General features: G+C 57.4%; 21 protein-coding genes and 5 tRNA genes. 8 read left to right on the top strand and 18 right to left on the bottom strand.

Annotation, left to right across the window (positions count from 1 at the left end):
* Window positions 1-53: 53 nt before the first annotated feature.
* The 4 genes from OP500_RS08910 to OP500_RS08925 form a co-directional block, all read right to left on the bottom strand.
* Window positions 54-644, bottom strand: coding sequence for a hypothetical protein (locus OP500_RS08910; protein ID WP_274070739.1), 591 nt, complete (start codon window positions 642-644; stop codon window positions 54-56).
* A gap of 211 nt (window positions 645-855) precedes the next feature.
* Window positions 856-2550, bottom strand: a complete 1695-nt coding sequence (locus OP500_RS08915; protein ID WP_443135146.1) for a vWA domain-containing protein — start codon at window positions 2548-2550, stop codon at window positions 856-858.
* A gap of 78 nt (window positions 2551-2628) precedes the next feature.
* The gene (locus tag OP500_RS08920; protein WP_274070740.1) at window positions 2629-3858 is read right to left on the bottom strand and encodes a YihY family inner membrane protein; all 1230 of its coding nucleotides are present in this window, start codon (window positions 3856-3858) and stop codon (window positions 2629-2631) included.
* Window positions 3858-4802 (bottom strand): LysR substrate-binding domain-containing protein, encoded by a 945-nt coding sequence (locus OP500_RS08925; protein ID WP_238746416.1) that lies wholly within the window; start codon window positions 4800-4802, stop codon window positions 3858-3860. Before OP500_RS08925 ends, OP500_RS08920 begins: the two co-directional genes overlap by 1 nt.
* Before the next feature lie 360 nt (window positions 4803-5162).
* Here OP500_RS08925 and OP500_RS08930 point away from each other — a divergent pair, with 360 nt between their 5' ends.
* Both OP500_RS08930 and secB read left to right on the top strand, forming a co-directional pair.
* A complete protein-coding gene (locus OP500_RS08930; RefSeq protein WP_238746417.1) occupies window positions 5163-5837 on the top strand; it encodes an OmpA family protein in 675 nt (224 codons plus the stop codon).
* Between the two features lie 196 nt (window positions 5838-6033).
* On the top strand, window positions 6034-6483 hold the full coding sequence (gene secB / locus OP500_RS08935) for a protein-export chaperone SecB (RefSeq protein WP_274070741.1): 450 nt from the start codon (window positions 6034-6036) through the stop codon (window positions 6481-6483).
* A 119-nt stretch (window positions 6484-6602) separates the two neighbouring features.
* Here secB and grpE read toward each other — a convergent pair whose 3' ends face one another.
* From grpE to guaB, 3 genes are all read right to left on the bottom strand, one after another.
* Window positions 6603-7136, bottom strand: coding sequence for a nucleotide exchange factor GrpE (gene grpE, locus OP500_RS08940; protein WP_238746493.1), 534 nt, complete (start codon window positions 7134-7136; stop codon window positions 6603-6605).
* A 142-nt stretch (window positions 7137-7278) separates the two neighbouring features.
* Window positions 7279-8139, bottom strand: coding sequence for a cysteine ABC transporter substrate-binding protein (locus OP500_RS08945; RefSeq protein WP_274070742.1), 861 nt, complete (start codon window positions 8137-8139; stop codon window positions 7279-7281).
* Between the two features lie 258 nt (window positions 8140-8397).
* A complete protein-coding gene (gene guaB, locus OP500_RS08950; protein ID WP_238746421.1) occupies window positions 8398-9864 on the bottom strand; it encodes an IMP dehydrogenase in 1467 nt (488 codons plus the stop codon).
* A 161-nt stretch (window positions 9865-10025) separates the two neighbouring features.
* Between guaB and OP500_RS08955 the strand changes: the two genes are divergently transcribed.
* The gene (locus OP500_RS08955; RefSeq protein WP_238746423.1) at window positions 10026-10442 is read left to right on the top strand and encodes a hypothetical protein; all 417 of its coding nucleotides are present in this window, start codon (window positions 10026-10028) and stop codon (window positions 10440-10442) included.
* Window positions 10443-10713: 271 nt separating this feature from the next.
* Here the strand turns inward: OP500_RS08955 and infB are convergent, their stop codons facing one another.
* Genes infB through rimP form a run of 3 tightly spaced genes read right to left on the bottom strand, consistent with a single transcriptional unit; the run spans window position 10714 to window position 15615 of the window.
* Complete coding sequence (gene infB, locus OP500_RS08960; RefSeq protein WP_274070743.1) at window positions 10714-13608, bottom strand: translation initiation factor IF-2; 2895 nt, start codon at window positions 13606-13608, stop codon at window positions 10714-10716.
* A 15-nt stretch (window positions 13609-13623) separates the two neighbouring features.
* A complete protein-coding gene (gene nusA, locus OP500_RS08965) occupies window positions 13624-15156 on the bottom strand; it encodes a transcription termination factor NusA (RefSeq protein ID WP_274070744.1) in 1533 nt (510 codons plus the stop codon).
* Window positions 15157-15183: 27 nt separating this feature from the next.
* Window positions 15184-15615 carry a ribosome maturation factor RimP gene (gene rimP / locus OP500_RS08970; protein WP_238746429.1) on the bottom strand — a complete coding sequence of 144 codons (432 nt, stop codon included), beginning with the start codon at window positions 15613-15615 and terminating at the stop codon, window positions 15184-15186.
* A gap of 269 nt (window positions 15616-15884) precedes the next feature.
* Between rimP and OP500_RS08975 the strand changes: the two genes are divergently transcribed.
* A tRNA-Leu gene (locus tag OP500_RS08975) sits at window positions 15885-15969 on the top strand.
* 107 nt (window positions 15970-16076) lie between these two features.
* Here the strand turns inward: OP500_RS08975 and OP500_RS08980 are convergent.
* From OP500_RS08980 to tpiA, 3 genes are all read right to left on the bottom strand, one after another.
* Window positions 16077-16162 (bottom strand) — tRNA-Leu (locus OP500_RS08980).
* Between the two features lie 13 nt (window positions 16163-16175).
* Window positions 16176-16523, bottom strand: a complete 348-nt coding sequence (gene secG, locus OP500_RS08985) for a preprotein translocase subunit SecG (protein WP_238746431.1) — start codon at window positions 16521-16523, stop codon at window positions 16176-16178.
* A gap of 7 nt (window positions 16524-16530) precedes the next feature.
* Window positions 16531-17298, bottom strand: a complete 768-nt coding sequence (gene tpiA, locus OP500_RS08990) for a triose-phosphate isomerase (protein ID WP_238746432.1) — start codon at window positions 17296-17298, stop codon at window positions 16531-16533.
* A 209-nt stretch (window positions 17299-17507) separates the two neighbouring features.
* Between tpiA and OP500_RS08995 the strand changes: the two genes are divergently transcribed.
* Genes OP500_RS08995 through OP500_RS09005 form a run of 3 tightly spaced genes read left to right on the top strand, consistent with a single transcriptional unit; the run spans window position 17508 to window position 18891 of the window.
* Window positions 17508-17819, top strand: coding sequence for a hypothetical protein (locus OP500_RS08995; protein WP_238746433.1), 312 nt, complete (start codon window positions 17508-17510; stop codon window positions 17817-17819).
* Between the two features lie 26 nt (window positions 17820-17845).
* Window positions 17846-18301, top strand: coding sequence for a dUTP diphosphatase (gene dut, locus OP500_RS09000; RefSeq protein WP_238746434.1), 456 nt, complete (start codon window positions 17846-17848; stop codon window positions 18299-18301).
* A gap of 5 nt (window positions 18302-18306) precedes the next feature.
* A complete protein-coding gene (locus OP500_RS09005; RefSeq protein ID WP_238746435.1) occupies window positions 18307-18891 on the top strand; it encodes a 5-formyltetrahydrofolate cyclo-ligase in 585 nt (194 codons plus the stop codon).
* A gap of 84 nt (window positions 18892-18975) precedes the next feature.
* Here OP500_RS09005 and OP500_RS09010 read toward each other — a convergent pair.
* The 3 genes from OP500_RS09010 to OP500_RS09020 all read right to left on the bottom strand — a co-directional run bounded on the left by OP500_RS09010 (window position 18976) and on the right by OP500_RS09020 (window position 19241).
* Window positions 18976-19051, bottom strand: a tRNA-His gene (locus OP500_RS09010).
* Window positions 19052-19063: 12 nt separating this feature from the next.
* Window positions 19064-19140, bottom strand: a tRNA-Arg gene (locus OP500_RS09015).
* Between the two features lie 23 nt (window positions 19141-19163).
* Window positions 19164-19241: transfer RNA gene (locus OP500_RS09020), tRNA-Pro, on the bottom strand.
* 210 nt (window positions 19242-19451) lie between these two features.
* Here OP500_RS09020 and serS point away from each other — a divergent pair.
* Window positions 19452-20744 carry a serine--tRNA ligase gene (serS, locus tag OP500_RS09025; RefSeq protein ID WP_238746436.1) on the top strand — a complete coding sequence of 431 codons (1293 nt, stop codon included), beginning with the start codon at window positions 19452-19454 and terminating at the stop codon, window positions 20742-20744.
* Window positions 20745-20865: 121 nt separating this feature from the next.
* Here the strand turns inward: serS and OP500_RS09030 are convergent, their stop codons facing one another.
* Both OP500_RS09030 and dprA read right to left on the bottom strand, forming a co-directional pair.
* Window positions 20866-21552, bottom strand: a complete 687-nt coding sequence (locus OP500_RS09030; protein ID WP_238746437.1) for a Bax inhibitor-1 family protein — start codon at window positions 21550-21552, stop codon at window positions 20866-20868.
* A gap of 155 nt (window positions 21553-21707) precedes the next feature.
* Complete coding sequence (gene dprA / locus OP500_RS09035) at window positions 21708-22934, bottom strand: DNA-processing protein DprA (RefSeq protein ID WP_238746495.1); 1227 nt, start codon at window positions 22932-22934, stop codon at window positions 21708-21710.
* Window positions 22935-22974: the final 40 nt, after the last annotated feature.

A 22974-nucleotide genomic window follows, 5' to 3' on the forward strand; every position in this document is an offset into this window, starting at 1 on the left:
AAGCAGCCTGAAGGCTTTTCAGGCTGCTTTTTTACCGGCAGCTTGGCAAGACTCTACCATTCGCTGCCGGCATTTTCGCTGCCGCCCGCATGCTGGCGGGCTTTTTTCACTTCGCGGCAGGGATAGGTGGCGGCGATTTGCCGGGCTTGATCGCTGCGGGCAAACCATTCCTGCTGATCCGCATCTTTTTCCCCTTGTTCGAAATAACGCTTTCGCGCGGCTTCGGCTTGGGCGCGCAGTGGCAGGATTTTGTCGGTGCAGGCCTGGTATTCGCGCCGCAGACGGGTTTTGTCCTTCAGCAGGCTGCCCACTTCGGCTTCTTCGAGCGTTTGGTAACGCCAGATCAGCTCGCGGCACAGCGGGCTGGTGCCCCAAGGGTCGCCGCCGCAGTACACAGGCAGCGCGCGGTCGATCTGCGCCAGATCCATTTGCCTGATTTTGGCGGTTTCGGCAGGTATCCGCGCTTTGTATTCGGCGACCGCGGCGCGGCAGCCGGGCGTCAACTGCGCGGCATCGGTTGCGCCGTCACACTCTTGCAAAACGGTACGCAGCAGCCCCTGAACCGTTGGCTGCGGCTGTCCGCCACCGGCTGTCGCTGCGAGAGAAAAGGTCAAAACAAAAACTGCGCTTAGGATTTTCTTCATGGATGGAATGGCTCCGTTGTTGGGGATGGGTTTCAGGCTGCTTTTAAGGACGCATGAAACGGTTTCGGGCAGCCTGAAAAACGATTGTAACCGATTATAAGCGCCGTCATTCCCGCGCAGGCGGTAAGAGAGTGCGGGTACTTTGAGGTCGTCTGAAAGGACAGGCAGCCTGAAAACCGGTTTTCCGTTTTTCAGGCTGCCTTTGGCCGCGTTACTCGCCCTGTTTTTCAGGCTGCTTGCTGCTCAGGCTTTTGGCGATGCCGACGAGTTCTCGGAACTCGGCAATCAGGCCGAAGGGGTCGCGGGCGCGGGTGTTGGCGGCCATTTTTTCGATGGTATTCCAGTCGAGTTTGCCGTTGTATTCGCCGCCGCGCAGTTGTTGGGCGTAGGAGGCGGCGGCCAGCGCGAGGCGGGTGTCGGCGTCGGCCTGCGCCAGCGGGATGCTGCGGGCGGGAACGGGTTGTTCGATCAGTTTGCTTGCGCTTTGGCCGGGCAGTTTGTAGCGCACTTTGACGTAGGCGTATTCGTTTTTGCTGCCGTCTGCGGCGGGGGCTTTTTGGTAGCGGGAATCGGCGAGCCAGCCGGTTTTGCCCTGCGGGATGATTTCGTAAAGGGCGGTGACGCTGTGGCCGGAGCCGATGTCGCCGGCGTCGACTTTGTCGTTGTTGAAGTCTTCGTTGCGCAGGGTGCGGTTGGTGTAGCCGACCAGGCGGTATTCTTTGACGGCGGCGGGGTTGAATTCGACTTGGATTTTGACGTCTTGGGCGACGGTGGCGAGGGTGGAGGTGAGCTGGTGTTGCAGCACTTTTTTCGCTTCTTTTTCGCTGTCGATGTAGCTGTAGTTGCCGTCGCCGGCATCGGCGATTTGTTCCATCATCTCTTCGTTGTAGTTGTCGGTACCGAAACCGAGGGTGCTGAGCGAGATGCCGCTTTTGCGTTTTTCGGCCACCATGGATTTGAGGGTTTCGGTATCGGCCACGCCGACGTTGAAGTCGCCATCGGTGGCTAGCAGGATGCGGTTGATGCCGTTTTTAACGAAGGCTTTTTGCGCTTCGTCATAGGCCATGCGCAGGGCGCGCTCGCCCGATGTTGCGCCGCCGGCTTCCAGGCTGTTGACGGCGCGTAGGATGGTGTCTTTGTCTTTGCCGGAAGTGGGCGGCAGCACGAGTTTTTCGCCGGATGCGTAGGTGATGATGGTAACTTTGTCCTGCGCTCGAAGCTGCTGGGTGAGCAGGCGCAGGGCTTTTTTCACCAGCGGCAGTTTGTCGGGCGAATTCATGCTGCCGGAGACGTCCACCAAAAAGACAAGGTTGGCAGGCGGCAGGTTTTTCTTGGCGGTGTCCTGCGCCTGGATGCCGATTTTGACGAGTTTGGCTTCAGGCTGCCACGGGGAATCGACGGTTTGGGTGTGGACGGCGAAAGGGCGGCCGTCTTGCGGCAGGGGGTAGGAATAGGGGAAGTAGTTGACGATTTCTTCGATGCGCACGGCGTCTTTGGGCGGCAGGCGGCCGTTGTTGAGAAAGCGGCGCACGTTGGCGTAACTGCCGGTATCGACGTCGATGCTGAAGGTGGAAACGGGCTCTTGGGCAACGGCTTTGACGGGGTTTTCAGGCTGCTTTTGGTAGCGCTCGGTGTCGGTGCGCAGGGGGCGTGCTTCGGCGGCGGTGCGACTGCGTTGGTTGACCATCATGGCGAAGGGCATGATTTGGCCATACAGGGTTACGCCCGAGCGTTTGCTGCTGGCGCTTGAGGGTTCGGCTTTGTACATCACTTCCGCTCTGTCCATCGCTTCGGCCGGCACGCCGGATACTTCGGCAACTTGGGATTCGGGGGCGCGCTGGTTGCCGCAGGCGGCAAGCGCCAGCAGGGTAAACGCGGCAAGCGGACGGTATAAAACGGGTTTCATAGCACTTCCTTTATGGTTGGGGATGAACAAACGGGTGGCAGCCGTTTCAGGCTGCCTGAAAACTGGTTCGCCGGCGGTTTATTGCGGCGGATTGCGCTCGCCCCATTCGCGCAGGCTGATGTTCAGGGCGCGAACGGCGGGTTCGAGCAGGCCGGCCATTTCGGCGGCGATGCGGCCGTCGGGATGGTGTTTGGGGTCGTACACAAACTGGGCAAACAGCCTGTCGAGCATGATTTCGCCGGCATCGGGCTTCAGCTGCCAGCGGCCGCGGACGGTTTTAATGTAGCCCAGGCGTTTTAAGGCGTCCAGCAGATTGGCCAGTGCGTCGTAGCCGATGGCGATATACAGCCTGAAATCGCGTTGGCGCAAACCGCCCTGCTCTTGTGCGCGCCACAGCACCAGCAGCACATAGACGGCGTCGTCAAACAAAACCTGCGCGCCGTCGGTCTTGAGATAGGCGCGGCGGCGGCAGTAGGGCAGGCAGGCGGTAATCAGGGCGCCAAACAGCACAATCAGCCACAGCAGATGCAGCCACACCAAAAACACCGGCACCACGGAAAACGCGCCGTAAATCAGCCGGTAGCTGTTGAAATTGGCGATATAAAAAGCAAAGCCCCATTTGGCGGCTTCCAGCAGCGCGGCAGTGAGCGCGGCGCCGATCAGGGCGTTGGCGGCGGGAACCAGGCAGTTGGGCACCACACGGTAGAGCAGCCACAGGGTCAGCGTGTCGAGCAAAAAGCGGCCGGGGATCTGGGATGCGCCGAGCTGTTTCAGGCTGCCTGCCAGCCACGGCAGATGGGCATCGAGATATTCGGGACTGAACACATACGCCGATGCCGACAAACTCACGGCAACCAGCACCGGCCCGAAAGTCAGCAGCAGCACATAAATCGGCAGGGCGATCAGCAGCGGGCGCGGCTTTTGGATGTTCCAGATGCGGTTGAAGGTTTCGTCGATGGTCTGCACCAGCAGCAGCGACGAAAACGCCATAAACGCCACGCCCACGGCGGTAAGCTGCCCGGCCTGCTCGCGAAAACCCTGCAGATAGTCGGCCACCGCCGCTGCGCCGCTGGGAACGATAAGGCTGGTGATAAAACCGTTTAAGGCAGCCTGAAAACCGCTGAAGTCGGGCAGCGCGGTCAGCACCACCAACGTAACGGTCAGCAGGGGCACCAGCGCCAGCAGCGTGGTAAAGGTCAGACTGGACGCGACCTGCATCAGCCGCACTTTTTGAAAACGCCGCCAAACAAAGGCGGCGAATCCGAAAGGCGGCAAACGGGAAATGCGGTGCAGCAGCTCGTTCATCATCAGATGGAAAAGTCTTCTTGGGCGGGAGTGTAAAGCAGCTGGTTGACGCGATCGCGGGTCAGGCCGGCATCCAGCATGGCGATGAAATCGTAAACGTAGTTGCGGATCAGGGCGTCGCCGCGCAGCAGAATCTGCACCGGCACCGGCTCGAACAGGCGGCCGGCGTCGCGCATCACAATACCGGCATCAGCATCGTCGTGGGCATCGCGGTTGAGCAGGCCGACGCCCAAACCGAGACGGACATAGGTTTTCAGCAAATCGTCATCGTCCGCCGCCAGCGCCACGCGATAATCCGCCACCCGACCACGGCCAAAGGCGCGCGCCAGCACGGTACCGGCGTCAAAGCTGAACCCGTAAGCCAGCAGCGGCTCGTCGGCCAAATCGCGCAGCGTGATTTCAGGCAGCGTGGCCAAACGGTGCGACGGCGGCACAAACACTGCATAATGCCATTGCCCGCACGGCAGGCTGCCGACATCGGCCGGCAAGTCGGGCAAATCGCCGGAAAGCGCCAAATCGGCTTCGCCGCGGTACACCATATCGGCCACTTCCTGCGGACTGCCGCATTTGATGTTTAAATGAACGTCGGGATAATCCGCGGTAAAGCGGGCAACGGTTTCAGGCAGCCTGAAACGCGCCAATGTGCCGCTGGCCGCCAAAGTCAGGCTGCCGCTGCGCGTACCGGTGAATTCGCCGCTGATGTTTTTAATGTTTTGAACTTCGCGCAAAATCTGCTCGGCAGTTTCCAAAATCGCCTGCCCCGGCTGGGTAACCGATACAATGCGCTTGCCGCTGCGGATAAAAATCTGCGTGCCCAGCTCCTCCTCCAAAAGCCGTATCTGCTTGGACACACCGGGCTGGGAAGTAAACAGCGCCTCGGCCGCTTCCGAAACGTTCAGATTGCGGCGGAAAACCTCCACCGCATAGCGCAATTGCTGTAATTTCATAGTGGTTTGAATTTTGGCAAAAATGTAAATAAAGCGCGCAAATGTAGCATGCGCACCGCAATAAATCAAAAACTCGAATTCGCCTGCTTTTCTGTTGCATTATTGCAACGCAATTTGCCGCAAAACCCACCGCGGCACCATAAAATATATGACAAAGAACAGCCAGTTGTGCATTATTAAAGTCAGCCAAACCCCTTTGGCAAACCGCATTTCTATTGACAGAACGCATGCAGGTTCTTATAGTAGACGCGGTTAAATTCAGGTTTGCAAAGCGCCGCCAACACGGCACTCAGACCTCCTATACTAGGCGGAAGTTCTGTATCCTCCGCCCCACAAATCATTTTTGATGAGGGAATAACAATGACTAAACAGTTGAAATTAAGCGCAATGATCGTTGCCCTGCTGGCTTCTTCAGGCGCTATGGCTCACGAACAAAACGCCTACGGTTACACCACCAGCCAAGAATCCGGCGAAGTGGTTCGCAACAGCTACAACGAATGCTGGGAAAACAGCTTCCTGAACAAAGCCGAAAACGGCCTGGTTGAATGTGGCGACCGTCAGCCCGAAGCTCCGCCCCAACCCGAACCGCAACCCGAACCGCAATACAAAGAGGAAGTGGTTAACCTGTCCAGCAACTTCCTGTTCGGCTTTGACAAAGACACTCTGCGCACTGAAGCCGTTCAAACTCTGGACAACCTGGTTCAACGCCTGTCTGACACCCGCGTAGAATCCGTACGCGTAGAAGGCAACACCGACTTCATGGGTACCGAGCAGTACAACCAAGCTCTGTCTGAGCGCCGTGCTAATGTTGTGGCCAACTACCTGACCAGCCACGGCGTACCTGCCGGCAAAGTGTCTGCAGTTGGTCTGGGCGAAAGCCAAGCCCGCATGACCGAGAGCTGCCAAGCCGAAGTTGCGAAACTGGGCAAAAAAGTATCCAAAGCGAAAAAACGCTCTGCCCTTATCGCATGTATCGAGCCGGATCGCCGCGTAGACGTACGCATCCGCTCTCTGATTACCCGCGAAGTACAATAATCCGTTTCCAAGCGCGATTAAACGGCCGGACTCCCAAAGGAGTCCGGTTTTTATTTTGCTGCCAAGCGCCGGCAATAATGTTAGAATCTGCCCGCGTTCAACCGGATGTCCGACAGTTTTCCGTCTCGGAAATACCGATGCCGCTTTTCCCTCCCGCGCTGTTGCCAACAGCCCAATTTTTGAAAGAAAGAGACTTATGAGCGAACAAGACCAAGAGCAACAACAATCGGTTTTTACCATTGAAAAACTGTATGTAAAAGATTTGTCTTTGGAAGTGCCGCACGCACCGCAAATCTTTTTGGAACAGGAAACGCCCGAAGTAGATCTGCGCATCAGCACCGACAGCAAACCGGTTGAAGACGGCTTCTACGAGTGCAGCGTAACCGCCACCGTTACCGCCAAACTCTCCGACGGCCGCGTGGTTTTACTGAACGAAGTTACCCAATCCGGCATCTTCCGTCTATCCAACATTCCGGAAGACGACATCAAACTGCTGCTCGGCGTAGCCTGCCCGAATATTCTCTACCCTTACGCCCGCGAAGTGGTTTCTTCCACCATCAGCCGCGCCGGTTTCCCGCCGGTTCTGCTGGCTCCGGTAAACTTTGAAGCCATGTACCAACAAAGCGAAGAACAGGCTGCCCAATAAGTAAGCAGGCTTTCCACGCAAAAAACAACAGCCGAATGCCCAAGCGCATTCGGCTGTTTGGTTTTTTCAGGCTGCCTGAAACGAAAAAGGCAGCCTGAAAATGTTTTTGGGCAACCACCCTACTGCTCCGCTCCCGCGGCCGCTTTGGCCACGGTAACCAAAGTCGGGCGCAGTACGCGGTCGTTCATCGCATAACCTTTTTTCAGCACGCCGACCACGGTGCCGGCTTCCTGTTCGCTCGGCACTTCCTGCATCGCCTGATGGCGGTGCGGGTCGAGTTTGTCGCCTGCCGCTACTTGGATTTCCTGAATATTGGTAGCTTCAAACGCCTTGTTCAGCTCGTTCAAAGTCATGCTCACACCCATTTTCAAAGCATCGAAATTACCGCTCTGATCGAGCAAAGCCATTTCCAGATAATCTTTAACCGTCAGCATTTCGGCGGCAAAGCGCTGGGCAGCGAATTTATGCGCGGCCTGCAGCTCTTCCTGATGGCGGCGGCGCAGATTTTGCTCGTTGGCCAAGCCCCGCAGCTGTTCGTCTTTCAGCATGCCTTCCAATTCGGCCACGCGCGCCTGCAGCTCTTCATGGCTGAGTTCGGCAGCCTGCTGCTCGGCGGTTTCGACAGTTTCGGGATTCTGGTTTTGTTCGGTCATGGTTTTGCCTTTTTTGAACGGATTGGTGAATTTCATATGCACGCCTATATAAAGGTTGGATGCTGCGGTTTCAAGCGTTGGAAAACAAAATAGGCAGCCTGAAAACGGTTTTCAGGCTGCCTTGAGGCCGAAGGCGGGACGTTTATTCCGCCAGCAGCTCTTCGGGTTTGACCTTGTCGCCGTAAACCGGCTTCAGGGTTTTCTCGTAGGCCGCTTTGAGCTTGCCGTTTTTCTTCAATTCTGCCACTTCTTGGTTCACCCAGTCCAGCAGCGCTTTATCGCCTTTGCGTACCGCGGGGGCGATGTTCTCGGCCGGGCCGATGTTGCCGATGGCCACTTCAAAGCCGGGGTTTTCTTTCGCCCATGCCCACAGCAGCGCATTGTCGTGCGCCAGCGCCACGCCGCGGCCGTCTTTCAGCGCGTCGAAAGTTTCGGTATTTTGGTCGTATTTCAGCAGTTTGACTTCAGGATGGTTTTTGCTGAAGAACGCATCGGCAGTCGTACCTTTGTTTACCAGCAGTGTTTTGTCTTTCAACTGCGCGACATCGGTGATTTTCGCTTTTTCCGGCGACACCACGCCGAGCGCCACTTTCATATACGGGCTGGCAAAATCAACCACTTCCGAGCGCTCGGGCGTTTGCGTGAAGTTGGCGAGAATCAAATCCACTTTGCCGGATTTCAGGTATTCGACGCGGTTGGCCGCTTCGGTCAGCACGAATTCAACCTTGTCGGGACTGCCGAGCAGATCGGTGGCCATTTCTTTGGCGATTTCGACATCAAAGCCCTGGTTTTGGCCGTTGGCGTCCACATAGCCGAAGGGCGGCTTGTCGCCGAAAACGCCGATGCGGATTTTGTCGTTGGCACGGATGGTGGCCAGCGTGTCGCCGCCGGCAGCCTGCTGCGGTTGGCTGGCCGATTCGCCGCCTTGTCCGTCGCAGGCGGCTAGCCCGAAGCTGAGCGCTACGGCAGCCAATATGCTTTTCAAACTGGGATTCAGGTACATGGTTTCTACTCCGTCGGATAATAATCGTGATGTGCGGCGTTTCAGGCAGCCTGAAAAATTCTGCCGCGCCGGTTTGGGCGGTTCGGTCTGCCGTTTGGCCGGCAACCGATACCGCGGGGCATTCTAACAGCTTGCGCAAGCGCGCTTAGGAGCAATCGCTTCTATACGATATGCCCTTTCAGGCTGCCTGAATGCAAAAACCAAACGAAAAAGCAGCCTGAAAAGTTTTCAGGCTGCTTTTAGACGATGCCCAACCGCTTAACGCAGCTGGTAGTTCGGCGCTTCTTTGGTAATCTGCACGTCGTGAACATGCGATTCGCTCATGCCTGCCGAAGTGATTTCGACGAACTGGGCTTTTTCGTGCATTTCGGCAATGCTGGCGCAGCCGAGATAGCCCATGCTGGAGCGCAGGCCGCCGACGAGCTGGTGGATAATCTGCACAATCGGCCCTTTATAAGGCACGCGGCCTTCGATGCCTTCGGGAACGTATTTGTCGGCGCTTTCCTGTTTGTCTTGGAAATAGCGGTCGCTCGAACCCTGGCTCATGGCACCGAGCGAACCCATGCCGCGATAGGATTTGTACGAGCGGCCTTGATAGAGCTCGATTTCGCCCGGGGCTTCTTCGGTACCGGCAAACATGCCGCCGAGCATCACGCAATGGGCGCCGGCCGCCAGCGCTTTGGCAATGTCGCCGGAAAAACGGATGCCGCCGTCGGCAATTACTGAAATACCGGTGCCTTTGAGCGCTTCGGACACATTGTGCACCGCAGTCAGCTGCGGCACGCCGACACCGGCGACGATGCGGGTGGTGCAGATCGAACCCGGGCCGATGCCCACTTTCACCGCGTCGGCACCGGCTTTGGCCAAATCAAGCGCGGCGGCGGCGGTGGCGATGTTGCCGCCGATTACCTGAACCTGCGGGAAATTCTGTTTGACCCAGCGCACGCGGTCGATCACGCCCTGACTGTGGCCGTGGGCGGTATCGACGACAATCACGTCCACACCCGCTTCTACCAGCGCGCGCACGCGCTCTTCGGTTTCGCCGCCGGTGCCGACGGCTGCGCCGACGCGCAAGCGGCCTTCGCTGTCTTTATTGGCATTGGGAAATTCGGTGTTTTTAATGATGTCTTTCACGGTAATCAGACCACGCAACTCGTCGCGCTCGTTCAGCACCAGCACGCGCTCAACCTTGTGGCGGTGCATCAGCTCGCGCGCTTCGTCGATGCCGATGCCTTCCGGCACGGTAACCAAATCGGCACGAACAGTCATAATCGCGGAAACCGGCTGGTCAAATCGGGTTTCAAACCGCAAATCACGGTTGGTAACCAAGCCGACCACTTTGCCGTCTTTCACCACCGGCAGGCCGGACATTTTGCGTTTGCGCTCGGCGCGCATCGCCAGCAAATCGCCGATCAGCATATCGGGCGCCACAGTTACCGGATCTTTAACCACGCCGCTTTCGTGGCGCTTCACTTTGCGCACCGCCAGCGCCTGCTGTTCGATCGTCATGTTTTTATGGATGATGCCGATGCCGCCTTCCTGCGCCATCGAAATGGCCAGACGCGCTTCGGTAACGGTATCCATCGCCGCAGAGAGCAGCGGCAGATTCAAAGTAATTTCGCGGGTAAGGGGAGTTTTGAGCGAGACATCGCGGGGAAGAACTTGAGAGTGTGCCGGCACCAGAAGAACATCATCAAAAGTGTAGGCTTTTTCTACGATACGCATTTTATCTACCTTTGGCGGTTTTGCTTAAAATGCACGTGATTGTAGCATATTTGCCCCGCTAAAGGCAGCCTGAAAAGGGTTTCCCATGACAGGCACGGCACAACCCAGTACAATCCCGAATTATCTGCATCCTACTGAAAACAGCAAAGGGAAACATTATCATGATGAAAAAACTGCTCGCCGCCGCCGTACTTCTGGCCGTATCCGCCGCCGGCACCGCCGCCGACAACGAAGTGTTCTACTGGAAAGGAAAAAGCGGCAACTCCTACGCCGACACGCCCCGCAACATGCTGATGGGTCGTACCAACGTACTCAACGTGCGCACCAACACCGTGATTCCGCCCACCAAACCGGCCGCCGCACCGCAAACCCTGGCCGAGCGCCAGGCGCAGCTGAATCAGGAAATCACTGAGCAAAACAAAAAAATTGAAGAAGAAAACGCCAAACGCGAACAAGAAACCAAGGCCGAGAACTGCAAAATGGCGCGCATGAACCGCGACAACGCCGCCCGCAGCTCCAAATCCCGCGGCGACTTGGTTCAGCGTTACGACTCCGATATCGCCAAATACTGCCAATAAGCCCGCACGCGGCCTACCCAACAGGCAGCCTGAAACTTTTTCAGGCTGCCTGTTTGTTTTATCCGAATCCAAAGCAGCCTGAAAAAGCTTCCCATCTCTACAAAAGGCTGATACGAATCTCGGTCTGATTATCCGTGCCGCCCACCCGCAACGTGTTTTCAGGCAGCCTGAAAACCAACTGCAACAATTGCTTCCCAAACGCCGAATCAAACGCAAAAAAGCAGCCTGAAAACCTTATTCCGGTTTTCAGGCTGCTTTTGTTTGGCTTTATTTACAGCGAACGCGCCACTTCGACGATGTCGAAGCATTCGAGCTGGTCGCCTTCCATGATTTCGTTGTAGCCCTTGATCATCAGGCCGCACTCGAAGCCCATGCGTACTTCTTTGACGTCGTCTTTGAAGCGTTTGAGCGAGGAGAGTTCGCCGGTGTGGATAACGACGTTGTTGCGGATTAGGCGGATGTGCGAATCGCGTTTGACCACGCCATCGGTAACCATACAGCCGGCGATGTTGCCCACTTTGGACACGCTGATGACCTGGCGGATTTCCACCGTGCCGGTAATCTGCTCTTTCTCTTCCGGCGCCAGCATGCCGCTCATGGCGGCTTTTACATCGTCGATGGCGTCGTAGATGATGTTGTAGTAGCGGATTTCCACGTCTTCGTTTTCGGCCAGCTTGCGGGCGGAGGAGTCTGCGCGCACGTTGAAGCCGATGATGAAGGCGCCGGAGGCAATTGCCAGATTGACGTCGGATTCGGTGATGCCGCCGACGCCGCTGTGCAGCACGTTGACTTTCACTTCGTCGGTGGACAGTTTTTTCAGGCTGCCCGAAAGCGCTTCGTAAGAACCCTGCACGTCGGCTTTGATGATGACCGACAGCGATTGCGCCTGGCTTTCGCCCATGTTGTTGAACATGTTTTCCAGCTTGGCGGCCTGCTGTTTGGCCAGACGCACGTCGCGGTATTTGCCTTGGCGGAACAGGGCGATTTCGCGGGCTTTTTTCTCGTCGGCCAACACCATGGCATCTTCGCCTGCGTTGGGCACGTCAGACAAACCGAGGATTTCCACGGGAATCGACGGACCGGCTTCGCTGATGGCTTTGCCGTTTTCGTCGGTCATGGCGCGGATTTTGCCAAACGCCGTACCGGCCAAGAGCATATCGCCTTTTTTCAGCGTACCGCTCTGCACCAGCAGCGTGGCGACGGCGCCGCGTCCTTTGTCCAGACGCGCTTCGACGATGATGCCTTTGGCGGGCGCGGCGACGGGGGCTTTGAGTTCGAGCACTTCGGCTTCGAGCAGCACGGCTTCGAGCAGGGCGTCGATGTTGGTGCCTTTTTTGGCAGATACGTCGACAAACTGCACGTCGCCGCCCCAAGCCTGGTCGATCACTTCGTGCGCGGTCAGCTCTTGGCGGATGCGCTCGGGATTGGCGGCGTCCTTATCGATTTTGTTGACGGCAACGACAATCGGCACGCCCGCCGCTTTGGCGTGGGCGATGGCTTCGATGGTTTGCGGCATTACGCCGTCGTCGGCGGCCACCACCAAAATTACGATGTCGGTGGCTTTCGCACCGCGCGCACGCATGGCGGTAAAGGCTTCGTGGCCGGGAGTATCGAGGAAGGTAACGACGCCGCGCGGGGTGTCCACGTGGTAGGCGCCGATGTGCTGGGTGATGCCGCCCGCTTCGCCCTGCACCACTTTGGCGCGGCGGATGTAGTCGAGCAGCGAGGTTTTACCGTGGTCGACGTGACCCATCACGGTAACGACGGGCGGACGCGGCAGGGCTTCGGCATCGTTCTGTACTGCTCCGTCTTCCAAGAAGGCTTCCGGATCGTCGGCGGCGGCCGGTTTGCCGATGTGGCCGAGTTCTTCCACTACAATCAGCGCGGTGTCCTGATCGAGCGATTGGTTGATGGTGACCATCATGCCCATCTTCATCAGGGCTTTGACCACTTCCACGCCTTTCACCGCCATTTTGTGTGCCAAATCGGCCACGGTGATGGTTTCGGGCACCAGCACTTCGTGCACCACCGGCTCGGTCGGTGCTTGGAAGCTGTGCTGATTGGGCTCAAGTTTGAGTTTCTTACCTTTTTTGCCGCCGCGCACGCGCTCGTCGTCGCGGCCGGCGTTGCGGTCGCGGCCGCCCTTGCCGCCTTTGCCTTTGGCGTTGCGGCCTTGGCCTTCGTCGTCGCGGCTGTTGCGACGTTCGTCTTTTTTACGGCTGTTGCCGCTGCCGGAATCATTCAGGCTGCCTGAAACCAGTTTGGCGGCAGACGGAGCGCTTTGGGCAGACGCGGCCACAGCAGGTTTTTCCTGACTGGGCTTGGCGCTGCGCTGGGCGCCGGCCTGCGCGGCACGGGCTTCTTCCTGCGCCTGTTTTTTCGCAGCTTCGCGGCGGGCTTGACGCTCGGCGCGTTCGAGTTTTTCGCGCTGCAGTTTTTCCTGATGCTCACGCAGGGCGACGGCACGACGCTCTTCTTCGGCACGGCGCTCTGCTTCGGCAGCGCTGACGACTTCAACCGGCTGCTGCGACTCTTCGGCTGCCTTGGCCTTTTTCTTGCGGCGGCCTTTGGCTTCGCCTTCGTCACCTGCAGCTGCGGTTTTTTCAGGCTGCTTATCGGCTGCCACGGCAGTAGCAGGCTCGCTTACATCAGTTTCAGGCTGCTCGGGGGCAACGGTTTCGGCAGGCGTTTCAGGCGCAGCGTTTGCTTCAGCAGCCGCTTCGCTTTGCTCTTTGCCGGCGCTGCGTTTGCTGTCGGAGGCTGCTTTCAGGCGGGCAGCTTCTGCTTCTGCTTTGGCACGGGCTTCGGCGCGCGCAGCCTCTTCTGCAGCATCCGGCTGCGGTTCGGCAGCCTGAAGCGCTTGCTCGGCACGCGCCTGCGCCAGAATTTCTTCGCTGGACGGCACCACAACCTTGCGGCTGCGGCGCTTGGTGGCCACTTCGACGGAGCCGATGGTTTTCACTTCGGTTTTGGTGCGCGCAACGCGGATGGTGCTGCTTTGGGTATCGTTGGTGCGGCGCAGATAAGCCAGCAGCGCGGCTTTGTCGTCGGCGGTGATGCTGTCGCTGCCGGACTGCTTGGCCACGCCGGCGTTGTTCAACTGTTCCAGCAAATCGGCAACGTTTTTTTTCAGCTCGGCGGCAAATTGTTCTACGGTATTACTCATTGTGTTCGGCCCCCTTTATTGTTGTTGTTCCGCCTGCCCGTTGCCGCTGTCTTCTTCAAACCAGTGGGCGCGGGCGGCCATAATGACGGTTTTGGCTTCTTCTTCTTCGATGCCGGTGATTTCAATCAGCTCGTCAATCGACAGCTCGGCCAAATCGTCGCGGGTAGTGATTTCGGCATCGGCCAAATCGCGCAGCATATCTTGGTCAACCCCTTCCAGTGTGCGCAGGTCTTCGGCGATATTGTCGAGTTTTTCCTCAGAAGCAATCGCCAGCGTGAGAATGGCGTCGCGGGCGCGGCTGCGCAGGGTATCGACGATTTCCTGATCGAAGCCTTCGATTTCCAGCAACTCTTCAGCCGGCACATAAGCCACTTCTTCCAAGGAAGTGAAGCCTTCCTGCACCAGAATATTGGCGGTGTCTTCGTCGGCATTCAGGTGCTCGACAAACAGGGCGCGGATTTGTGCGTCTTCCGCGGCATGGCGCTCTTCGGCCTCTTCCACGGTCATAATGTTCAGCTCTTTGCCGGTCAGCTCGGCGGCCAAACGCACGTTCTGGCCGCTGCGGCCGATAGCCAGCGCGAGCTGGTCTTCGGCAACGATTACGTCCACCGATTCGCGGCCGTCGTCGCTTTCGTTAATCACGATGCGGCTGACTTGGGCAGGCGACAGGGCGTTAATCACAAATTGCGCGGTATCCATCGACCACAGCACGATATCGATGCGCTCGCCGCCCAATTCGTTGGAAACGGCATTGACGCGGGCGCCGCGCACGCCGATGCAGGTGCCCTGCGGATCGATGCGCTGGTCGTTGGCCTTAACGGCGATTTTGGCACGCTGGCCAGGATCGCGCGCCACTTCGCGGATATCGAGCAGGCCGTCGCCGATTTCCGGCACTTCCTGCTCAAAGAGATGGCGCAGAAATTCAGGCTGCGTACGGCTCAGAATGACTTGTTTGCGACCGCCGTTAAATTCTTCCACCCGCAAAAACAGGGCGCGGATGCGATCGCCATTGCGGTAGTTTTCGCGCGGCAGCATTTCCTGACGCGGCAGCAGCGCATCAAGTTTCGGTGCCAGCTCGACGATAATGCCCTGACGCTCAACTCGCTTGACCGTACCGACCACGATATCAGAGCGGTTTGCCAGGAAAGTGGACAGAATCTGCTCGCGCTCGGCATCGCGGATGCGCTGCAGGATGATTTGTTTGGCAGTTTGCGCGGCTTGGCGACCAAAACTTTCGTTGGGCAACTCTTCTTCGTAGTAATCGCCCACGGCAATGTCGATGCCGGGAATTTCTTCCTGAATCTGCTCGATGGTTTTTTCCAGTTCGGGATAGGTATAGGCTTCGTCTTCCACAATCAGCCACCGGCGGAAAGTCTGGTAGCTGCCGGTATCGCGGTCGATCTCCACGCGCACGTCCATATGCTCGCGCTCGGCCTTTTTCTTGGCGGCGATGCCCAAAGCAAATTCCAAAGCACCGAATACGATTTCGGCATCAACGTTCTTCTCACTGGCCAAGGCTTCGGCCAACTGCAAAATCTCGCGGCTCATGTTGTCTCCTGTTTATCCGCCATGCGGTTAAAATTTAAATTCCGGCTTGATTCGGGCGCGGTCGATATTGGAAAGTTCGATGGCAACGGTCTTGCCGTCGAAAGACAAGGCCAATACATCGTTGTCAAAACCCTCGATGCGGCCGATAAAGTTTTTCTGCCCGTCCACCGGCAAGCGGGTTTTCAACTTGATCAGGCTGCCTGAAAAACGCACGAAGTCGGCTGCTTTCTTCAAAGGGCGGTCCAAGCCGGGGCTGGACACTTCCAGATTGCGGTAGTCGATGTCTTCCACCGCAAACAAACGGCTCAGGTGGTTGCTGACGGTAGCGCAGTCTTCCACGGTAATGCCGCCTTCTTTGTCGATAAATACGCGCAGGGTGCCGTGGGCATCCAATTCGGAATCCACCAGCTCGTAACCCAAACCCGGCAGGGTTTTGTCTAAAATTTGCTGAATATCCATTTACATCTGCTATAAAAAACAAAAAATGGCCTGCGGGGGCCATTTCTCAGTTAAAAGTAAACATGAAAAATTTTGCGGATTATAACCGTTTAATCACAAAAAGAAAAGCGGGCAAATATCTTTAATTTGCCTTTTCAGGCTGCCTGAAAAGACCCAAAAATAAAACTAAAAACGATATTTCAACAAATATTTATTCGGAAACCATCCCGTTTTCACGCACATTCTTTTGACAAACGCCGAAAAAAAACTATAATGCCCGCTTTGCTGCCGCCCGGGTGGCGAAACTGGTAGACGCAGGGGACTCAAAATCCCCCGCCGCAAGGCGTGTCGGTTCGAGTCCGACCCCGGGCACCAAATTAGAAAAAGACCGCAAACCGCGGTCTTTTTTATTTCCGTCTATCACAATGTGTCGCAAATGAAAAGCAAGAAAAAGCCTGCTGATTTAGCAGGCTTTTCTAATGTGGTGCCGACAATGAGACTTGAACTCATACGACCTACGGTCACTACCCCCTCAAGATAGCGTGTCTACCAATTCCACCATGTCGGCAATAGACTTTAACTCAGTTGTTTACTCCGGATGCCGGCTGCTGCTGGCTGGGAGTGGTATGGCCTGCGGCCGGTTGTTTTTTCTGCTTCACGCTGCTGAAATCCAGTGTGGTGCCGGCGGCATTGGAGTGGATGTAGCTCAAAGCGAGTGCGGAAGCAAAGAATACTGCGGCGGCGATGGCAGTCATCCGGGTTAGGAATGTGGCGTTACCGCCCGAACCGAATACGCCCTGCGCGCTGCCGGTACCGCTTAAACCGGCTCCGGCATCTGCCCCTTTGCCCTGCTGCATCAAAACCAGCACGATAATCGACAAAGAGGAGAAAATATTAATAATCCAAATCAGGGTCTTAAACGCTACCATAATGTTTTCAAGCTTCTTGTGCGGCGCGAATAATAGCGCTGAAAGATTCGTATTTCAGCGATGCGCCTCCGACAAGTGCGCCATCGACATGCGGCACGCTAAAAATTTCGGCGGCGTTCTTTTCATTAACGCTGCCGCCGTAAAGGACGCGGATATTAACACCTTCACCACACAATAACAAGACTTCGCGGTAAATAAATTCGTGCATATCGGCAATCTGCTCTTTTGTGGCAACTTTTCCGGTGCCGATCGCCCAAACCGGCTCGTATGCGACAACAAAATTCTTGGTCGGCAGCCCTTTCAATACCGACAACTGGTAAGCCACAGCTTCTTTTTCGCGCCCGTCTTCGCGCTCTTCCAAGCTTTCGCCCACGCACAGCAGCGGCGTAATGCCGGCTTTCAGCACGTTTTCGATTTTGTGGCGCTGGGTATCGTTTTTTTCATTGAAATACAGGCTGCGTTCGGAATGGCCGATCAGCACGATGTCCACGCCCACATCAGCAAGCATTTCGGCGGACACTTCACCGGTATAGGCGCCCTTGCCGGCAAAGCGGCTGACGTCTTGGGCGCAAGTGCGGATGGGATTGTCGAGAACAATCTGCACCGCATTGAAAGCCTGCAGCAGATAAACCGTAGGCGGCGCGATGCCGATGCAGACGCGCGGCATTTCCGGCAGCGTCCGCAAATTGTGCACCAAAGCATTATTGTCCTGCAGCCGGCCGTTCATTTTCCAGTTGCCGATTACCCATTTCTGCTGCCAAACCGATCCGTCCATCCCAATTCCTCTCGTTACCAAGCCTTGCGGCAAAACGGCGGGCATTGTACTCGAATTCCCCGCACCGCCCAACTGCGCCGGCCGGCAAAGCAGCCTGAAAACGCAGCGAAGCGGCATGCTTCGCCGCGCTGCCGTCCGCCGGCAGATTCGGGTATCATGGCGCTTTTTTTGCCGGCTGCCGCAGCGCTTTCAGGCAGCCTGAAAACATCATGTATCCGTTACTCGACCAAAAAATCCGCAATCCCGACTACGCCGGCATGATTCGCCGCAATGCCGCCGGCTTCACTCCACCTGAGCAGGCGCTGCTTGACGAAATTCTCGAACGTTTCGACTTCGATGTCGTCCAAGAGCAGGCGCTGGTGCAAGCGGTGATGCAGCAAAGCCGCTTCGACCCCAACGCTTCGCACATCGACTACGAAGATGAAGACGAAGAAACCACCCTGATCTGTCCGCACTGTCTCAACCCGCCCGTACCGCCGCTGCGCGACTACTATATGTGGCGCGAAGGCAGCCGCCGTTAAGCGCCCAAAACCAACGGAAACCCGCCATGTCCAAACAAACCGTCCAACTCAAAATCGTCCGCCCGCAAATGCAGGAGCGCCTGCCGCGTTACGCCACCCAGGGCTCCGCCGGCCTGGATTTGCACGCCTGCATCGAGCGCGAACTCATTCTCCAACCCGGCCAAACCGAGCTGATCCCCACCGGCATCGCCATCCATCTGGCCGATGCCAATCTGGCGGCGATGATTCTGCCGCGCTCCGGCTTGGGGCACAAACACGGCATCGTTCTCGGCAATCTCGTCGGCCTGATCGACTCCGACTATCAGGGCGAACTGATGGTTTCGGTATGGAACCGCGGCCAAAGCGCCTTTACCGTCCAACCTTTCGAGCGGATTGCGCAGATGGTGATTGTGCCCGTGGTTCAGGCTGCTTTTGAAGTGGTTAGCGACTTTGCTGCCAGCGAGCGCGGCGAAGGCGGCTTCGGCAGCACCGGCCGCGGCTGAAACGCATGAACGGCAAAAAAGCCCTGCGCCAAGCCCTGCGCCGCCGGCGTGCCGCCCTGTCGCCGGCCGAAAAACAGCGCGCCGAAATACAGGCCAACCGCCTGCTCAAGCGCTTTATCCGTCGTGGCAAACGCATCGCCGTGTATTGGCCGGTGGGCAGCGAAATGCGGCTCGACAACTTTATCCGCAGCGCCCGCCGCCGCGGCGCGCAAATCTATCTGCCCTATATCGACAGCCGTTCGCTGCGGCTGTGGTTTACCCCCTACCCTGCCGGCAAGGCGAAAACCGAGCACCCGCGCGGCAAAAGCAGCCTGAAAATCCCGCAGTTTGCCGGTCGGAAAATCCGTGCCGAACGGCTGCACGCCATGCTGCTGCCGCTGGTCGGCATCAACTCGCGCGGCTACCGGCTCGGCCAGGGCGGCGGTTATTACGACGTCAGCCTCGGTGCCACGCGCGGGCGGCTGCAGCCGAAAAAAATCGGCATCGGCTTTGCCTGCCAGCTTTGCGACGACTTCCCCACCGAAGTACACGACATCCGCACCGATTATTTCGTCTGCGAACGCGGCATTACCCGTTTTTCACACAAATAAGTTTTCAGGCTGCCTTTGTCTGAAAAGCAGCCTGAAAACGTCGGGCAAAGCAAAACCGCACCTGAAGCAGGTGCGGTTTTTATTTGGGGTGGCTGATGGGGCTCGAACCCACGACAACCGGAATCACAATCCGGGGCTCTACCAACTGAGCTACAGCCACCATAAAACTTTTTGGCGCGCCCGACAGGAATCGAACCTGTAACCCCCGACTTAGAAGGTCGGTGCTCTATCCAGTTGAGCTACGGGCGCATTCGCTTGCGGGCTGATTCATGTGGTCGGGGCGGTGGGATTCGAACTCACGACCCTCTGCTCCCAAAGCAGATGCGCTAACCAGGCTGCGCTACGCCCCGCATGAAAGGGCGGAATATACAGGCAGCCTGAAAGAGCGTCAAGACGCGCGCCGGCGTTTTTTTACAGGATTTTATTTTTACAAACGATTCTCCGCCACACCCTGCTTTTCAGGCTGCCTGAATACACTCCGGCAGCGCTCGAAAGCTGCACGGCGGCGGCGTTTCCATTAGAATACCGCCTTTGCCATTTCTTTACATACGGGAACCGATATGCTCGACATCCAACTGCTCCGCGCCGATCCCGCCGCCGTTGCCGCCAAGCTGGCGCAGCGCGGCTTTGCTTTGGACAGCACCGCTTTTGAAAACATGGAAGCGCAGCGCAAACAGCTGCAAACCGCCACCGAAGAGCTGCAGGCGCAGCGCAACAGCGCCTCCAAGCAAATCGGCGCCCTCAAAGGCCAAGGCAAGCACGCCGAAGCCGAAGCGGCGATGGCTGAAGTCGCCCGCATCAAAGACAGCCTGATCGCCAACGAAGCGGCGCTGGCGCAAATCCAGCAGGAATTAGAAGCGTGGCTGGCCGCCGTTCCCAACCTGCCGCACGAAAGCGTGCCGGTGGGCGAAGACGAAAACGACAATGTGGAAGTGCGCCGCATCGGCACGCCGCGCGAATTTGATTTTACCGTTCGCGACCATGTTGATTTGGGTGAAAAACTGGGCTTGGATTTTGAAACCGCCGCCACACTCTCCGGCGCCCGCTTCAGCCTGATGAAAGGTCCGATTGCCCGCCTGCACCGCGCGCTGGCGCAGTTTATGCTCGACACCCACACCCGGCAGCACGGCTACACCGAATGCTACACGCCCTATATCGTCAACGATTCGGCGCTGTTCGGCACCGGCCAGCTGCCCAAATTCGGCGAAGACCTGTTTCACGTTACCCGTGGCGGCGATGAAACCAAGCACACCCAGTATCTGATTCCCACCGCCGAAGTAACGCTGACCAATACCGTAGCCGGCCAAATCCTACCGGAAAAAGCCCTGCCGCTGAAACTCACCGCCCACTCGCCCTGTTTCCGCAGCGAAGCCGGCTCGCACGGCAAAGACACGCGCGGCCTGATCCGCCAGCACCAGTTCGACAAAGTGGAAATGGTGCAAATCGTGCACCCCGATCAGTCTTACGCCGCGCTGGAAGAGATGGTCGGCCACGCTGAAAACATTCTCAAAGCGCTCGAACTGCCCTACCGCGTGATTACCCTGTGCACCGGCGACATGGGCTTCGGCGCGGCCAAAACCTACGATTTGGAAGTGTGGGTGCCCGCGCAAAACACCTACCGCGAGATTTCCAGCTGCTCAAACTGCGAAGACTTCCAAGCCCGCCGCATGAAGGCGCGCTTTAAAGACGAAAACGGCAAAAATCGCCTGGTGCACACGCTCAACGGCTCGGGTCTGGCCGTCGGCCGCGCTTTGGTGGCGGTGCTGGAAAACCACCAAAACGCCGACGGCAGCATCAACATCCCCGCCGCTCTGCGCCCGTATTTGGGTGGGCTGGAAAAACTGGAAGCCTAAATGGTCTGCCAAACACCAAACGCCCAAAACTTTTCAGGCTGCCTTCGAATCATCGAAGGCAGCCTGAAAATTTGGGTGCTGCATTTCGCGTTTCAGGCAGCCTGAAACACGGGAACCGGGTTTAATCGTCGCTACCCGCAAAGGCCAGCAGCAGGCGCAGCAGGCTGCTGAAGATGTTGTAGATGGAAATAAAGATGGTAAGCGCAGCGCTGATGTGGCTGGTTTCGCCACCTTCAATTACAGTACGCACTTGCCACATGATAATCAGCGAGCTGACAATCACAAAAACGGCAGCCAAGGCCAGCGATAAAGCGGGAATATTGAAAAACAGATTGGCCACCACGCCAATCATCAGCACAATCACACCCATCGATAGCGAACGGCCGAGCGCGTTGGTATTGAAGTTCAAACGGCGGGCGAGCGTGGTCATGCTGAAGAAAATGCCGGCCGTCATCAGCGCGGCGGTTGCCACCAAGCCGCCGCCATTGCTGAAATTGGCGCTGTATTGCAGCAGGGGCGAGAGCATCAGCCCCATGCCGAAAGTAAACACCATCAGCAGGGTAACGCCGGTTTTGTTGTAACGGTTTTTCTCAATGGCAAAACACATGCCGTAGAAAAACGCCATCATCACAATCACGCTTGCCCAACCGCCGCCGAGCATGGCAAAGGGGTTGAAGGCCATGCCCAGCAAAGCGCCGGCGGCGCAGGGAATGAACGACAGGGAAAGCAGGCCGTAGGTTTTCTGCAGCGTAACCTCCGGATCCGATAAGGTGTGGCTGTTGGTAAATTGCGAAAGATTTTGCGTCATAAAGGTTTCCTTGGTTATTGGTGTTGCGGGATTGCGTCCGCGGCCGATTCTAACAAGAACCGGCCACTTTGCAAGCATATTGGGGCATTTGTCTGTTTTTCAGGCTGCTTTTTTGCTTTCAGGCAGCCTAAAAAAGCGAAAACGCATTATCCGGTTTAGCGGATGCGCTGATAACGCCCGCCGGGCATGGCGGCAACGATGCCGTCCAGCTCCCATTCAACCAGGCAGGCATATACGTCGGCCGCGGGCAGCGACAGGCTTTCGGCAAGCACATCGGGATGCACCGCGCCGTAACCCATCCCACGCAGCAGCGGGTGTTCGTCGTCCGACGAAACGGCAACGGGCGGCGTCTGCTCCGGAATATCGGCTTCTGGGTTTTCAGGCTGCTTTGCTGCGGTTGCGGGAAGGTGGATGGCAGATTGGGGGCGGCGCTTGGCAGCGGAAGCTTTTTCAGGCTGCTTGTTGTCTGCCTTTTTGGTTTTCAGGCTGCCTGAAAGCGGGACGAGCGCGGGACACTCGCTGAGAATGTCGTCGCTGCATTCCACCAGCTTGGCGCCGTTTTTAATCAGATGATGGCAGCCTTTGCTGTGCGGATTATCAATCGAACCGGGCACCGCCATCACTTCGCGCCCCATTTCCGCCGCCTGCGATGCGGTAATCAGCGAGCCGCTGCCCACCGCGGCCTCCACCACCAACACGGCATGGCTTTGCGCGGCGATTAGGCGGTTGCGGCGCGGGAAATTGCCCGCCAGCGGCCGTGTACCGAGTGGAAATTCGGAAACAATCAGCCCCGATTCGGCAATTTTGTGCGCCAGCGCTTTGTTTGACTGCGGATAAACACGGTCAATACCGGTGCCCCACACCGCAATCGTACCGCCCTGCTCCTGCAGCGCACCGGTGTGCGCGGCGGTATCAATTCCCGCCGCCATACCGGAAACTACGGTAATACCGCGCCCGCTCAAGTCCCGGCCAAAATCACAGGCAATACGCATGGCCTGCGGCGTGGCATGGCGGCTACCGACAATCGCTACCGCCGGCCGTTGCAGCAATTCGCTGTTGCCGCGTAAAAACAGCAATGGCGGAGCAGTCAAACCTTCGTTCAGCATCATCGGATAATCGTCATCGCACAGCAGCAGCAAACGGCAGCCCGCTTGTCGCTCCCACTCCAGCGCTTCATCCGCCGCCATACGGGCTTGGTCTTTATCTGTCCATGCAGTTGCGGCCTGATTGCCGTGAACCGCCAAACGCCGCACTTCCGATGCCGGCGCCCGCAATGCCGCTTGCGCGCTGCCGTAATGCTGATACAGCCGCAAAAAACTTTCCGCGCCGATATAGGGCGTTAACGCCAACTGCACCCAAGCATAGCGTTCGTTTTCATCCATACCCATAAACCGCTCCAATTCATCGATAATCCGATTTACA

The sequence above is a fragment of the Kingella sp. SNUBH-2017 genome, assembly GCF_028680565.1.
Classification (GTDB): domain Bacteria; phylum Pseudomonadota; class Gammaproteobacteria; order Burkholderiales; family Neisseriaceae; genus Kingella_D; species Kingella_D pumchi.